At 38.0% G+C, this 13,399-nt stretch carries 16 protein-coding genes and 1 riboswitch; of the genes, 9 read left to right on the top strand and 7 right to left on the bottom strand.

Going from position 1 to position 13,399, the window contains the following annotated elements:
* Window positions 1-367: 367 nt before the first annotated feature.
* A complete protein-coding gene (yidD, locus tag HME7025_RS02750) occupies window positions 368-571 on the bottom strand; it encodes a membrane protein insertion efficiency factor YidD (protein WP_269013337.1) in 204 nt (67 codons plus the stop codon).
* Between the two features lie 154 nt (window positions 572-725).
* Between yidD and HME7025_RS02745 the strand changes: the two genes are divergently transcribed.
* Both HME7025_RS02745 and HME7025_RS02740 read left to right on the top strand, forming a co-directional pair.
* Window positions 726-1,955 (top strand): serine hydrolase domain-containing protein, encoded by a 1,230-nt coding sequence (locus tag HME7025_RS02745; RefSeq protein ID WP_109322171.1) that lies wholly within the window; start codon window positions 726-728, stop codon window positions 1,953-1,955.
* Between the two features lie 17 nt (window positions 1,956-1,972).
* Window positions 1,973-2,488 (top strand): nuclear transport factor 2 family protein, encoded by a 516-nt coding sequence (locus HME7025_RS02740; protein WP_109322170.1) that lies wholly within the window; start codon window positions 1,973-1,975, stop codon window positions 2,486-2,488.
* 70 nt (window positions 2,489-2,558) lie between these two features.
* Here HME7025_RS02740 and HME7025_RS02735 read toward each other — a convergent pair whose 3' ends face one another.
* Window positions 2,559-3,389, bottom strand: coding sequence for an inositol oxygenase family protein (locus tag HME7025_RS02735; protein ID WP_109324940.1), 831 nt, complete (start codon window positions 3,387-3,389; stop codon window positions 2,559-2,561).
* A 55-nt stretch (window positions 3,390-3,444) separates the two neighbouring features.
* Window positions 3,445-3,915, bottom strand: a complete 471-nt coding sequence (locus HME7025_RS02730) for a DUF3592 domain-containing protein (RefSeq protein WP_109322169.1) — start codon at window positions 3,913-3,915, stop codon at window positions 3,445-3,447.
* Between the two features lie 307 nt (window positions 3,916-4,222).
* On the opposite strand from HME7025_RS02730, the gene HME7025_RS02725 reads away from it, so the two are divergent.
* Window positions 4,223-5,413: a nucleoside permease gene (locus tag HME7025_RS02725; protein ID WP_109322168.1), complete on the top strand. Its 1,191-nt coding sequence runs from the start codon at window positions 4,223-4,225 to the stop codon at window positions 5,411-5,413.
* Here HME7025_RS02725 and HME7025_RS02720 read toward each other — a convergent pair.
* Together HME7025_RS02720 and HME7025_RS02715 are read right to left on the bottom strand one after the other, a co-directional pair.
* Window positions 5,410-6,207, bottom strand: coding sequence for an SDR family oxidoreductase (locus tag HME7025_RS02720; RefSeq protein WP_193495345.1), 798 nt, complete (start codon window positions 6,205-6,207; stop codon window positions 5,410-5,412). The two genes, HME7025_RS02725 and HME7025_RS02720, sit on opposite strands and share 4 nt — an antisense overlap.
* A 2-nt stretch (window positions 6,208-6,209) precedes the next feature.
* Window positions 6,210-7,304 (bottom strand): homoserine O-acetyltransferase family protein, encoded by a 1,095-nt coding sequence (locus tag HME7025_RS02715; protein WP_109322166.1) that lies wholly within the window; start codon window positions 7,302-7,304, stop codon window positions 6,210-6,212.
* 8 nt (window positions 7,305-7,312) lie between these two features.
* Window positions 7,313-7,425: riboswitch (SAM riboswitch) on the bottom strand.
* Window positions 7,426-7,729: 304 nt separating this feature from the next.
* Between HME7025_RS02715 and HME7025_RS02710 the strand changes: the two genes are divergently transcribed.
* The 6 genes from HME7025_RS02710 (at window position 7,730) to HME7025_RS02685 (ending at window position 11,137) form a co-directional block, all read left to right on the top strand.
* Complete coding sequence (locus HME7025_RS02710) at window positions 7,730-8,089, top strand: hypothetical protein (protein ID WP_109322165.1); 360 nt, start codon at window positions 7,730-7,732, stop codon at window positions 8,087-8,089.
* 102 nt (window positions 8,090-8,191) lie between these two features.
* Window positions 8,192-9,253, top strand: a complete 1,062-nt coding sequence (gene atpB / locus HME7025_RS02705; protein WP_109322164.1) for a F0F1 ATP synthase subunit A — start codon at window positions 8,192-8,194, stop codon at window positions 9,251-9,253.
* A 38-nt stretch (window positions 9,254-9,291) separates the two neighbouring features.
* Window positions 9,292-9,537: an ATP synthase F0 subunit C gene (gene atpE, locus HME7025_RS02700; protein ID WP_109322163.1), complete on the top strand. Its 246-nt coding sequence runs from the start codon at window positions 9,292-9,294 to the stop codon at window positions 9,535-9,537.
* Window positions 9,538-9,663: 126 nt separating this feature from the next.
* The gene (atpF, locus tag HME7025_RS02695; RefSeq protein WP_109322162.1) at window positions 9,664-10,158 is read left to right on the top strand and encodes a F0F1 ATP synthase subunit B; all 495 of its coding nucleotides are present in this window, start codon (window positions 9,664-9,666) and stop codon (window positions 10,156-10,158) included.
* Between the two features lie 25 nt (window positions 10,159-10,183).
* On the top strand, window positions 10,184-10,720 hold the full coding sequence (gene atpH, locus HME7025_RS02690; protein ID WP_109322161.1) for an ATP synthase F1 subunit delta: 537 nt from the start codon (window positions 10,184-10,186) through the stop codon (window positions 10,718-10,720).
* A gap of 42 nt (window positions 10,721-10,762) precedes the next feature.
* The gene (locus tag HME7025_RS02685) at window positions 10,763-11,137 is read left to right on the top strand and encodes a DUF423 domain-containing protein (protein WP_109322160.1); all 375 of its coding nucleotides are present in this window, start codon (window positions 10,763-10,765) and stop codon (window positions 11,135-11,137) included.
* Here the strand turns inward: HME7025_RS02685 and HME7025_RS02680 are convergent.
* The gene (locus HME7025_RS02680; RefSeq protein WP_109322159.1) at window positions 11,134-12,156 is read right to left on the bottom strand and encodes a hypothetical protein; all 1,023 of its coding nucleotides are present in this window, start codon (window positions 12,154-12,156) and stop codon (window positions 11,134-11,136) included. The two genes, HME7025_RS02685 and HME7025_RS02680, sit on opposite strands and share 4 nt — an antisense overlap.
* Entirely contained in the window at window positions 12,156-13,391 is a 1,236-nt protein-coding gene (locus HME7025_RS02675) for an MFS transporter (RefSeq protein ID WP_109322158.1), read from the bottom strand. The genes HME7025_RS02680 and HME7025_RS02675 overlap by 1 nt, the downstream gene beginning before the upstream one ends.
* Between the last annotated feature and the right edge of the window lie 8 nt (window positions 13,392-13,399).

Raw genomic sequence — 13,399 nt, 5'->3', positions numbered from 1 at the left:
ATGTGTAAACGCCAGAATAAGCTTACAATAATGGTTCGTGTTGTTTCTAAGTTTTCACAAAAAAACTAAGAATAAATGAGAAAAAAAATGATTAAACGGTAAAAGGTAGAATAATTCGACAAAAAAATTGGACTTAAAAGATAGAAATTACCCCTTGTACTGAAATTGTAATGTATCTAAAATCAGAGCTAGAAGGCCAATTTTAGGCGTTTATGGATGATAAAAGCCCAAAACAAGGCCCCAATCCAAATACCAATTTTTAATACTCTTTTTAAAAAATAGGACTAAAATATTGTCAAATTTTATCCATTTTTTGGCAAAAATATAATCAAAAGCGCTTTCGGTATATACTATATGTCGGAGATTTTCAATCCTCAGGTACAGGATCATACCCGCTTCCTCCCCAAGGATGACAGCGAGCGATACGCTTGGCTGCTAGCTTACTTCCCTTCCAGATTCCATGCTTGATCAAAGCCTGTTTAGCATACTCTGAACAAGTGGGATTATATCGACAAGCATTAGGTAAAAATGGTGAAATCATTCCTTGGTAAAGCCGAAGTAGCAATAACATAAAATGCCTTACGAGATTGGAAAATATTCTCATTTTGATGAATGACTTCCCAAAATAAGTCTTTTTAATCTATTTTATTCGTTTTTACGGCAATTGAGTTGAAATAACTGTACATTTCTACTATATTGTGAAGCGTAAAAAGACCCAACTATTCATGAAATTGAATCTCCCCAAATCCATCTTTTTATTCTCCCTAAGTGCATTTATCGGGATTCTGTCTTGTTCACATCAACCAGGACACCTTTTTGAATTCAGTTCTGCGACAGAAAAAAGAAATGATAGTATTGCTTCCTTATATAATCCAACCGTTGCCCAACAAAAGGCAGTAAAGCTGGATACGTTTTTTCAGAAACTTCATTCCAAAACTGGATTCAATGGAGTTGTCTTAGTTTCGCAGTATGGTAAAATCATTTATAAAAAGGCATTTGGCTTTGCGAATTATTTCACTAAAAATCCTTTAACTACCCAAACACATTTTCAGCTAGCTTCCGTTTCCAAACAGTTTACAGCGGTAGCCATCATGCAATTGAAGGAAAAAAATCAACTGAATTACGACGATCCTATTTACAAACATATTCCAGGCTTTCCATATGATTCCAGCTTAACCATCCGTAGTTTATTGACGCACCGCTCGGGTTTGCCCAATTATGCCTACTGCTTGGATAAGTTTTACGACAAGAAAAGTCCATTGACCAATAAAATGGTGGTTGACATGATGATTCGACTAAAACCGCGAATCGATTATCGTCCCAATGCCAAGTTCAGCTATAACAATACCAATTATTTACTCTTAGCGTATATTGTAGAGCGTTTAAGCGGAGAAGATTTTCGTGGATACTTAAAGAAACATATTTTCGAACCTGCAGGCATGCACAATACTTTTGTCTATGACCCCATGCATCCTGAAATGTTAAAAACGGCAGCTACAGGTTATTCGCCTCGAAGAGGACAACCAGCTGTGGTAGGATTTGATCATTTGGATGGTGTGGTAGGTGACAAAGGCATCTATTCAACGGTAGATGATATGCATCACTGGGATATGGCTTTAAATGATGAATCCATCGTTAAATTAAATACCTTGGAAGAAGCCTTTTCTCCACAGCACCGAACACCTAATGTATTACCTAAAAACTATGGATTTGGGTGGAGATTAACCCAATTAGACAATGGTGAGTGGCTAACTTACCACACTGGTTGGTGGCATGGATTTAAAAATTATTATTTACACAATGCTAAAGACAATTCAGCCATCATCATTTTAGGAAATATGGCCAACCATTCTTTAGGAAAAGTCAATATTGTTCAATCTATTTTATACCCTGAAAAGACTGCACTGTTTATGAAAGGGGAAGCTCTTCCGATGGAATTTACCGGAGGCATTTAATTAAATTCAACAAAATCATGAAAATCAAAACTACTTTAATCACTTGTTTAGCTTGCCTTTGTTTCAGTACATTGGCCTGGGCACAAGATGACGATGCCATTAAAAGTACCGTCAATGCTTATTTAGATGGAATAACCAAAGGTGATACCGCTTTATTAGGAAAAGCATTTCATCCAACGGCCATTTTAAGAACCTTCAATGCTAGCACTGGTAAAATCCAAGATTTCCCAGTTAGAAACTTTATTCGTAATACGCCTGTAGGTGGAGCGAAGGCCACAACCAAATTAGTCGGCTATTCCTATGCTGGAGTTTCTGCTACTGCCACCGTTGAACTAGAATTTCAGGATTTCAAATACATTGATTTATTGAGTTTACTTAAGGTCAATGATGAATGGAAAATTGTTTGTCGTGTATTTAGTCGAGTAGATAAGGACGTTCAAATAAAGGGCTCTGCTGCTAGTGTAGCTGCCGCTAAAACACCGGCTGCTACGAACAAGAAAGTAGTAAAACCTAAAAAAGATGATGGCTGGTAAAAGAACATTTACTCCATAAAAAAAGGTCTGAAAATATTCAGACCTTTTTTTATATGTATCAACAAAGAAACTACCAATAGATAGGTCCTTTTCCTAAATACTTTTCTACGATCGGCTCATAATATGGCTTCAATTCGTTATAATCAGGTACTTTAGGTGATTTGGTATATAGATCATACTTGTTGAAATCCTTGATCCAATCTAAGTATTGCTCATCTTCCGCAGTCATAAACTGTTTGTATGCACCTCCTGTATGCCAAGGGTAAAATGAGTGATAACGAACCATCACCATACCAGCATGAGGAATTTTATTGTCTTTGTGATTTTTTAGCACTTGGTACAAGTATTCATCATGTCCCCAAGCCAATTCCAAATTATCTAAACCACATCCTGGTGCATAAACACCTAAATCTGTATTGTAAAGATCAACCAATGAATCAGGATTCAACGCATTGAATTCTGGATAAACGCAAGAGTCTGGGAATTTACATCCAACGGCAAAGACGTCTCCAACCAATCCCCACTGCTCTGCTTGAGAAGTACCATCTTCATCACTACCAAACAAATACATGGCTTTGCCTAAATCGTGAATCAATCCAACTAATTGCATCCAATCCGGACGACCTTCTGCACGAAGACCTTCAGCCGTTTGCAATAAATGGATTACGTTAGGAAGATTTAAATCGGGATCACTGACATCCACTAAAGCATTTAAACGCTCCATCATATCCCATAAGTCCATCGGGCGCTCAAAAGTCAAATACTTTTTCTTCATCCTTTGAACATAATCATAGGTCTGACGTGAACGCATCTTCCTATAATGCTCTTTTACAGCAGCTGTGATATCTCCTTGCTCGTAATTTCTAAATTCACTTTTTTCCTTGGCAATAGTAGTTTCCATGCTCATTTAAATAATTTGAAACACAAATTACAAACTAAGATTTTAAAAATAAAAATTAGGGATGTATAACTGATAAAATAATCGCGCTGATTAACATCAGTAAACCAAGAATAAAAAACACATTTGGGCTCAAAACAGGCACAGATTGGTCATTTAATGAAGCTTCGTATGGTTTTTCAGATAAATAACGAACTGGGATTTCCTGACCAATCTCATAATTTTTCATCAAGCCTCTTTCCGCTTCTCGACGAAATTCTAGTCCATTTACATGATAAGAGACAATGGGAAAATAGATTGGAAAACGACCAGCATGGTCTCCACGAGCATATCGACGAGAAATCTCAACAACCTTTCCGTAGGTTAATTTACTATGTTCAATCCAAGCTTTACGTTTTTGATATAACCTACCCCCTACTCCTAACAGCACCAAAGCAATGATGGCAAACAAAGCCATGAACAAGGCAGTGGAGCCTTGAAAATTACCTGTTGGCCTAGCCGAAATCAAAAAGATGAAATTCAATTCCATGTAATTTAGTAAACAAATAGACTGTTAAAACCTCGAATTTGGGCCAAACTAACAACAAATATCGCTGAAAATCAAATACTTAAGACTTCGCCATTGCAATGTCTATAATCCTCATTTGTGCTGTTTTATGAAATATTTTGACACATTTCATCTTTTCAGGTTTAAAATTTTGGTGATGAATTCAAAAAAAATCGAAAACACCAATTAAAGAGTTCAAATTTATCATCGAATGAGTCTAAAAATTATTTTCTAAAAGAAGTAAAATTCATTCAAATTTGTATTTTTGGTTCACTCAATATATGCTAAAATGAAAAACAGTACTCGAATTCAATTGATGGTCATGATGTTCCTTATGTTCTTTTCATGGGGATCGTGGTACGGTCAAATGAGTAAATACCTTTTAACGACGCTACATGCTACGGGAGATCAAGTAGGAAATGCATACACCACATTCTCCATTGCCTGTATTGCCGCTCCATTTTTTGTTGGACTAATCGCCGATCGATTTTTCTCCGCTCAAAAGGTGATGGGTGTTTTGAACATTTTAGGAGGTATTATTTTGTTTTTCTTGAGTCAAAATAAAGACCCTGAAACTTTCTTTTGGTATATCCTGGCTTATACGCTTTGCTTCGCGCCCAACTTAGCTTTGTCAAATTCCATCGCGATGAACCAAATGAATAATCCGGAAAAGGAATTTCCAAGTATACGGGTAACGGGAACTGTTGCATGGATAGTAGTAACCAACATCATCGGCTTCTTAGCTTTGGGTGACCAAGTCGCTATATTCCAAATTTCCATGGTTAGTTCCTTCATTTTAGGAATTTATGCTTTCTTCCTTCCAGACACACCTCCAAAAGCCGATAAAGACTCATCCATTGGCCAGATTATTGGTTTAGATGCATTAAAACTTTTCAAAGATCGGTCCTTCCTAATCTTCTTTGTTTCCTCCATTTTAATCTGTATTCCACTATCGTTTTACTATGCTATGGCCAATCCGTCCTTAACTGATTCTCACATGCAAAATGTGGAAAATAAAATGTCATTTGGACAAGCTTCAGAAGTCATTTTTATGTTATTGATTCCACTAGCTTTTACGCGCTTAGGAGTGAAGAAAATGTTAATTGTAGGACTGGTAGCTTGGGTCATTCGCTTCCTTTGCTTTGGTTATGGAGATGGAATCAGTACTGAATGGATTCTTTTTATAGGTATCATACTTCATGGAGTTTGCTATGATTTCTTCTTTGTGACGGGTCAAATTTACACAGATCAAAAAGCAGGCGAGAAAGTAAAAAATGCGGCTCAAGGATTAATTACCCTAGCCACTTATGGAGTAGGTATGGGGATTGGTTCCAAATTATCGGGAATCGTATTAGACCAATATACCGTCAATGGAATCCATGATTGGCAAGCGGTATGGATGGTTCCTGCGGCAATTGCAGGCTTAGTATTAGTTTTGTTTATACTTTTCTTCAGTGAGAAAAAAGAAGTTGCGGCTTAAGTATTTTTGATTTTTCTCATCATCCAAATCAATAAAGATGGACTGAGGCGCTTGACTAGTAAACCGAGCGCCTCCAGTTTACCTCCAATAAAGTATTCCTTCTTTCGGGCAAAAACAGCCTGGACAATTCCCTGAGCTGTGAGCATTGGATCTAAACCCTTGGCCTGATTGGGGTCCATTTTCCCGTAGGCTTGCCCATGCTCATTCATCGCATTCAAGGAAATATTTGTCTTGATATACCCTGGCAAAACGGTGCACACCTCAATTCCATTGTCGTAAACTTCGGCCCGAACCGAGTCAAAAAAACCGATCAATGCGTGCTTGGATGCCCCATAAGCTCCTCTTCTCGGAGTTGAGATTCTTCCTGCGACCGAAGCAATAGGAACAAATGTACCAGAACCTTGTTTTTTAAATATGGGCAATAATTTTTGGGTCAATGCCACGATGGAAAAGAAATTGATTTCAAATAATTTGCGATATACTTCCAATTGGGTATCCTCTACAAATGATCGTTGACTTACTCCTGCATTCAATACCATGACATCGATGCGCCCATAGGTAGCCATGACATTTTCTAGCATCAAATCGTGCTGATCCAATTGCGTCATATCAAATGGTAAAACCAAAACGGAATGACCATGGACTTGGCAAAGACTTGCTACGCGTAGTAATTCTTCTTCCCTCCGAGCAGATAAAACTAGATGTGCTCCTTCTTGAGCAAAGGCCTGCGCTAAAGCTTCACCTATGCCAGAAGAAGCACCGGTGATCCAAACTACTTGATCGGTAAATTTCATGATTAAGAAGCGTAAGAAATATGTCTAATTTCTAATTCTTTGAAAAAATCGGCCATAGGATTGACTTCCAAACGAAGTAGCTTTTGCCATAGGCGGATCGCCTTGGTCATCAAACCACTTTCAATTAAAAAACCATCGTGACCGTAAAGGGAATCTATCACTTGAAAAGATGCCCCTGGAATATGTTTAGCTAAGTATTCTTGTTCCACAATAGGAAACAAAGCATCCGACTTAATACCAATAACTAGGGTTTTGGACTTCACGGACTTCAAGGCTTTTACGACACCTCCTCTATTTCTCCCTACATCTTGGGAGTCCATCATCTTAGACAAAATATAATAAGAATAGGCATTAAATCTGCCGGCTAATTTTTCTCCTTGGTAGCGCTGGTATGAGATAGCACGCAGCGACTCCCCTGTGGTGTTTTCCTGACGGGCCTGCGTAATTTGATAAGTTTCATAATTGCGGTAGGAGATTAACGCGGTTGCTCTTGCTGCTTTCATCCCTTCTATACCGGCTCTTGGTTGAGATTCCTTCCAAGTAGGATCCACTTCTATGGACATTCTTTGTGATTCATTGAAAGCGATACCCCACGGCGAATGAACCGCATTGGTGGCAATCAAAATCAGGTTTTCGATTAAATCGGGTTGGATGATGGACCACTCTAATGCTTGCTGGCCACCCAAAGAGCCTCCAATGCAGGTTTTGATACGGTCTATCCCCAAATGCTTTCTCAGTAATTCAAAACTATTGACCACATCTCGAATGGTGACGGTCGGAAATCCATGATAAAAAGGCTTGCCTGTCAATGGATTTATAGAAAGTGGGCCTGTGGAACCATAATGAGAACCCAATATGTTGCAACAGACAATAAAATGATTTTCTGGATTAAACAATTTACCAGAGCCCACCAATCCTTGCCACCAATCAGACACTTCGTGACTCCCTGTAAAAGCGTGGCATACCCAAACGACATTATCTTTTTGGGCATTCAATTTACCCATGGTTTCATAGGCCAATTGAATCGATGGAAGTTCTCCACCCATTTCTAGGGCAAAAGTAGACGAGGAATTAAAATGATTAAACTCAGCTTGCATGTACAATTCGTTTATATTTCCCTAAACAGGCATTTGCCTGGGGTAGGAGTTAGCACCTTAGTTTTTCAACTGGTTGCCAGAAGTTCATTGAGCCTAGTCTCTCCCTTCTTCTTTATAAATCAATGCTGCTTGTGCGATTGACTTGGGATTACAAAGTAAAGGATGAAATAGAAGAATTCCAAAAATATCGCTGAAATGGGGAGATCGGTTAGGTCGGGCAGGTAGGGCAGGTCGGGCAGGTCGGGGAGATTTGTCAACTTTTGAAAAGTTGACAAATCTGAGTTGACAAATCTAAGTTGACTAAGGTACAACCCTGATTCTACATATTTAATTCACTAGTTGATAATTATTACCTAGCTATTGGCAAAATAATAATTTAGTCAAGGATGGAAAAAATTCTACGACTTAATTCAGATATTTGCACCATGCTTAAATTAATCAGCTTTTATGGAGGTTTGGGATTGGTACTTTGGGGACTTCATCAAAGTAGCTTGGCCAGCTGGTTACATCAAGATGTTAAATTCATCTGGGCCTTCTTTTTCTTTTTAGCCTATTTAAGTCATGCCTTACATCAAATAGGCTGGAAAAATGATCGTGAAAAATTCATCCCTTTCCATATGGCTTCACTAGCCATCCGCTTCATTGCTAGCCTCATTTTTATCGGTGTTTTTGGCTACATCGGAACTCCAGAAATGATCTTATTCGTCGGGAATTTTTTTGTACTCTATTTATGTAGTACAAATTTTGAAATAATTGGTTTGCTTCGTAACTTGCGACGTTTTTAGAAAAGGCCAAGGCCAAAAGTCGTAAAAATCCTTTTCTACATCCAGCTAATCAACGAATTAGCTATATTAATCAAAGAAATTAAAGTAAAAGCGAGCATTAAGATGTCGGGTAAGTCCATTTTCAAAAAAGTGTATTTTTCAAATATAATCCTCGGATTATTCATTTCCCTTTTCAGTTTCACCGCATGGGCCAACGAGCCTGTTGCTGCTGAAGCCACCGAACATGCTCCTCAACAAGAAGAGAAATTCGATGCTGGAAAAATGATCTTACACCACATTGCTGATGAGCATGAGTGGCATTTCTTCACAATTGGTCATTTTCATGCCACTGTACCTCTTCCTTGTATCGTATACACTGAATCAGCTGGTTTGCAGGTATTTTCGTCTTCTAATTTCAAAAACGAACACCATGAAGAAGTTCCTTACCAAGGTTTAAAATTAGAACATGGAAAAATCCATGCTGAAAATGGAGAGCAGGTTTATGATATATCTATCACAAAAAACGTAGCTTCATTATTACTATCAGCCGTATTATTATTAAGCATTTTCATTGGTATCGGTAAAACATACAAAGAAAACCCTCACCGTGCACCTAAAGGAATTCAATCCCTATTTGAGCCTATCATCATTTTTGTACGCGATGAAATCGCTAAAAACAATATTGGCGAAAAACACTACCGTCGTTTTATGCCTTATTTATTGACGGTGTTTTTCTTTATTTGGTTCAACAATATGTTGGGCTTGATTCCTGGTGGAGCCAACGTAACTGGTAACATCGCAGTAACGGCCGTTTTAGCTATCATTGCCTTTTTTGTAACTAACTTAAATGGTAAAGCTACCTACTGGACACACGTATTTGCTATGCCAGGTGTACCTAAATGGATGTTATTGATTATGACTCCCGTGGAAATTGTGGGTGTATTCATGAAGCCTTTCTCTTTAATGGTGCGTTTGTTTGCTAACATGACAGCCGGTCACATTATTTTATTGAGTTTAGTTTCCTTGATCTTTATTTTTGAGAATTCTGCTTTAGGAATCGCTGTAGTGCCGTTCTCTTTATTCATGAACGTGATTGAATTGATCGTGGCCTTCATTCAAGCCTTTATTTTCACCATGTTGGTTTCTACCTACATTGGAGCGGCAATTGAAGAACACCATCACTAGAACTTGTATTTTAATTTTTATTCATAAACCCAATTAGTATGTCTCTTTTATCAATTTTATTGGAAGTTTCTGTAGGAACTGGTCTTGCAGGTGTTGGAGCTGGTTTAGCTGCAGTTGGTGCTGGTTTAGGTATCGGTAACATCGGTGGTTCTGCTATGGAATCTATCGCTCGTCAACCAGAAGCTTCTGGAAAAATCCAAGGTGCGATGTTGATCGTAGCTGCTTTCGTTGAGGCGGTTGCTCTTTTCGCTGCTGTAATTTGTTTGTTGGTTACTTTAAAGTAATTCAACACCAGGTCATGCCTCGGGTTAGCCTTGGCAAATGACTCAAAAATTTCAAACGCAATTTGGTCGCACTAGGCACCAAATTGCGTTTTTAAGAAGATTCTAACATCTTAATTATACACAAGTATGGAGTTAATTACCCCAGATTTTGGACTTATCTTTTGGCAAATTCTCGTATTCGGAATTTTGTTTTTTCTTCTAGCAAAATTTGCTTGGAAGCCCATCATTCAATCATTACATGAGCGTGAAGAGTCAATCGACCAAGCGATCAAACTTTCTGAGGAAACTAAGAAAGAAATGGCTGAGCTTAAAGCTGGAAACGAGCAATTGTTAGTTTCTGCACGTGCTGAGCGTGATGCTTTAATCAAACAAGCTAAAGAAGCTGCTGATGCCATGATTTCTCAAGCTAAATTAGATGCTCAAACTGCCGCTAATCAAGAAATTGAAAAAGCTCGCGTAGCATTTGAACAAGAAAAAGTAGCCGCTGTAGCCTCTATTCGTAAGGAAGCAGCTAGTTTATCACTTGACCTAGCTGAGAAAGTATTAAAAAGCCAATTGAAAGACAAAGCAGCTCAAGAAAAATTAGTTTCTGAGTGGATTGCAGATGTCACATTAAAATAAGAAGCAACACCTTAAATTTGATCAAATGTCTGAGTTAATTGTTGCCCACCGTTACGCTAAATCTTTGCTTGATTTAGCCATTGAAAAAAAGGTGGTGGAAGATGTTTACCGAGATATGGTGAGCTTCCAAGAAACCTGCCAAAACAGTAAGGAATTGGTTCTAGCGTTTAAAAGCCCTATTATCAAGCACGGCACTAAAATGACTATCTTGAGTAAATTATTCAAAGATAAGTTTCATGCTGTTTCCTATTCTATCTTTGAAATTATCACGCGTAAAAACAGAGAACAATTCTTACCTGCTATCGCGAAACAATTCATTGAATTATATACTTCGTACAAAGGAATTCAAAAGGCTGATGTCGTAACCTCATCTGCTTTAACAGAAGAGCAACGCAATCAAGTAATTGCCATTGTAAAAGAATATTCTGGCAAAGATGTTCAATTACACGAATCCATTGATGAATCCTTAATTGGAGGATTTATCTTGCGTGTAGGAGACAAACAAGTAGATGATTCTATCCGAAGGAAACTAAATGATTTAAAAGTTTCTTTCGCCTCATAATTTAAAAGCCTTGTTCATCAAGGCTTTTTTTATCCTTTTCCCATGAAACGTTTTTGCTTATTGTCTGGATCTATTTTAGCTACGCTTTCTGTCGCCATTGGTGCCTTTGGCGCTCATGCTTGGAAAGCCTATTTATTATCCACACAACGTTTAGATACCTTTGAAACAGCCTCTAAATATCAAATGTACGGAGCGCTAGCTTTATTGCTATTGGGTATATGGCAAATCAATTCTGGAAATCGCTTTTTGAAATTAGCCTCTTATCTTTTGTTAGCTGGAAGTATTATATTCCCAGGTGCTTTGTATTTGATATGCATTACCCAACAGAACATGTGGGGAGCTGTAGCCCCTATCGGTGGGCTTGCCTTGATTTTAGGATTTTCTTGTATGGCCATGGCAGCCTACCAAAAAGCTTAATGACGCATCACCAGCTCTAAACTACTCCAAACAATTTCACCCATCGTTTTACAGTTCAAAAAACGATCATCATTATAATGTCGCGCTAATTCCAAACGCAATTGCTCCATATTTTCAACAGGCGCAATATCATCCTTGGCCATCACCGTCATCAAATCATAAACCCGCTGACTTTCCGATTTCAGTCGACTCGCAATCATCGACCTTTCTTCTATTTGGTATTGCCAAACAGATTCGGGTGTCATAAACTTCATACCCAATTCAACAAGTCGATTATTTTGCTTGAAATACTGTGGTAAATACACAGATCGCTTTCCCTCATAGCATTGTTGATCAAAATCGATTGGTCTAATTCGATAATAGATATCATCAAAATCTGGGGTCGTTATCACCACATAATTCGTACTGTGCATATCCCCTAAAAGCTGTACCAAACAGCGCTCATTGAATTTGACAAATTCCTTGGCCAAACGAATGGGCGACTCTAAGTCATTCTCCAAGTCTTGCTTCAAAAAAACATCCCCAGGAACACCTGCGATATGCTCCTCCACCAAGGTATTGTCATAAGTCACGTAATTGATACGGTTGGGAGAAAGAATATGCTCTAGTTCCAAACCATATACCCGTGAAGCATCAGCCACTTTGATGTAGAAATAATCAAAAATATCATTGACCTTATTAACTATACGTATCCGAAATGGATGCGTATTCCCATAAGTACAATAGTCGACCCGATCGATCACCAAGTGCTTAATGACACCCTCATTACCATCTGTCTTTAAATCTGCATAAATATTTTTTAGAGATTCATGCACTTCTTCTTGATCCGCTGGAGAATAAAAAACAGTTTCCCATAAGGTATCATGACCATTTTTATCATATAATGTGATGGCATTATCATAGCGAAGTAAATCCTGGTAGCTAATATTCATAGCATGCTCGCGACCATACTTATGTAAGTAGCGCCTTAGCTGATTATTTATCCTATACAGGTTTTTCTTCCTAGATATTAATGCCATTATTCTTCTATAAAATCCAACGATTTACCAAAAGTTTCTTTCAATTGACTTACAGACCAAATCGACAATCCGAAACATAAGGCTCCCACGATTGCCGCTGAATTCACCATGCCGACATTAGGTATCAAAAACTTAAACAATAAGCTAATCGGAATCAAAGCTCCGCGAACAAAATTAGGGACAGTGGTAGTCACTGTCATCCGTAAATTAGTTCCGAATTGCTCCGAAGAACTTGTCAAAAATACAGCCCAATAGCCGCCAAAGAATCCCAATAAAGTAATCATGATATTTCCATAGACTACAGAAATGTCTGACATCGCATATAGGAAATAAATAGTCAAAATCCACGCAATGATTAAATAGGTCATAACAGATTTATTTCGACTTTTTAATACCTGACTTAAGTAGCCACTAGCAAAATCCCCCACCGACAAGCCTACATAACAATACATGATCGCATCTCCCCCCGTTATAACACCTTTTAAGCCCATACCTTGTAATAGTTCAGGAGAAGAAAAAACTAAAATGCCAATGATATACCAAATCGGAAGCCCCATTAAGATACAATACAAGTATTTCTTAAAAATGTTTCTATGAGAAAACAATTGGAAGAAATTTCCTCGCTTAACATTCTTTTCTAACTCCAAAAACATGCCCGACTCAAAAGTCCCTAAACGTAAAAGCAACAATGCTAATCCCATGCCTCCTCCAATAAAATAACATGTTCTCCACCATTCAGGATCCGAACTAAAATTGGAAACAATAGGCGCAAAAATGGCCCCTGATGCACCTACTCCGGCAATAATCAAAGTTCCTATTCCGCGTTTGGAAGGTGGTAAAGTTTCATTAACCAAGGTTATTCCTGCTCCCAATTCCCCTGCCAAACCAATTCCTGCTAGAAACCTCAACCAGGCATAAGTATCTAAATCATGAACCATTCCATTGAAGGCATTTGCTACTGAATACAATAAAATAGAACCAAATAACACCGATTTCCTTCCTTTTTTGTCTCCATAAATCCCCCACAAAATACCTCCTAATAACATCCCTCCCATCTGAATATTCATCAAGTTTAAACCTTGATTCAATAATTCAGGCCCAACAAGACCTAAACTTTTTAAACTGGGATTTCGAACTACTGAAAATAGAATTAAATCATACACATCCACAAAATAGCCTAGGGCTGCCACAGCTATTAAGAGTTTAGCTTTAGAACTTAGTTTTTCTTCTATCATAGGTTTAG

This window comes from Aquirufa nivalisilvae (assembly GCF_003143535.1).
GTDB classification, from domain to species: Bacteria; Bacteroidota; Bacteroidia; order Cytophagales; family Spirosomataceae; genus Aquirufa; species Aquirufa nivalisilvae.
The sequence above is the reverse complement of the archived record's forward strand: the minus strand, read 5'-3'. Positions and strand labels throughout refer to the sequence as shown.

Excerpts from the sequence above, each read along its gene's own strand:
- HME7025_RS02675 (WP_109322158.1), bottom strand. The coding sequence starts at position 13,391 with ATGATAGAAGAAAAACTAAGTTCTAAAGCTAAACTCTTAATAGCTGTG.
- HME7025_RS02680 (WP_109322159.1), bottom strand. The coding sequence starts at position 12,156 with ATGGCATTAATATCTAGGAAGAAAAACCTGTATAGGATAAATAATCAG.
- atpF (WP_109322162.1), top strand. The coding sequence starts at position 9,664 with ATGGAGTTAATTACCCCAGATTTTGGACTTATCTTTTGGCAAATTCTC.
- HME7025_RS02685 (WP_109322160.1), top strand. The coding sequence starts at position 10,763 with ATGAAACGTTTTTGCTTATTGTCTGGATCTATTTTAGCTACGCTTTCT.
- HME7025_RS02745 (WP_109322171.1), top strand. The coding sequence starts at position 726 with ATGAAATTGAATCTCCCCAAATCCATCTTTTTATTCTCCCTAAGTGCA.
- HME7025_RS02735 (WP_109324940.1), bottom strand. The coding sequence starts at position 3,389 with ATGGAAACTACTATTGCCAAGGAAAAAAGTGAATTTAGAAATTACGAG.
- HME7025_RS02720 (WP_193495345.1), bottom strand. The coding sequence starts at position 6,207 with ATGAAATTTACCGATCAAGTAGTTTGGATCACCGGTGCTTCTTCTGGC.
- atpB (WP_109322164.1), top strand. The coding sequence starts at position 8,192 with ATGTCGGGTAAGTCCATTTTCAAAAAAGTGTATTTTTCAAATATAATC.
- HME7025_RS02715 (WP_109322166.1), bottom strand. The coding sequence starts at position 7,304 with ATGCAAGCTGAGTTTAATCATTTTAATTCCTCGTCTACTTTTGCCCTA.
- HME7025_RS02710 (WP_109322165.1), top strand. The coding sequence starts at position 7,730 with ATGCTTAAATTAATCAGCTTTTATGGAGGTTTGGGATTGGTACTTTGG.
- yidD (WP_269013337.1), bottom strand. The coding sequence starts at position 571 with ATGTTATTGCTACTTCGGCTTTACCAAGGAATGATTTCACCATTTTTA.
- HME7025_RS02740 (WP_109322170.1), top strand. The coding sequence starts at position 1,973 with ATGAAAATCAAAACTACTTTAATCACTTGTTTAGCTTGCCTTTGTTTC.
- HME7025_RS02725 (WP_109322168.1), top strand. The coding sequence starts at position 4,223 with ATGAAAAACAGTACTCGAATTCAATTGATGGTCATGATGTTCCTTATG.
- atpH (WP_109322161.1), top strand. The coding sequence starts at position 10,184 with ATGTCTGAGTTAATTGTTGCCCACCGTTACGCTAAATCTTTGCTTGAT.
- atpE (WP_109322163.1), top strand. The coding sequence starts at position 9,292 with ATGTCTCTTTTATCAATTTTATTGGAAGTTTCTGTAGGAACTGGTCTT.
- HME7025_RS02730 (WP_109322169.1), bottom strand. The coding sequence starts at position 3,915 with ATGGAATTGAATTTCATCTTTTTGATTTCGGCTAGGCCAACAGGTAAT.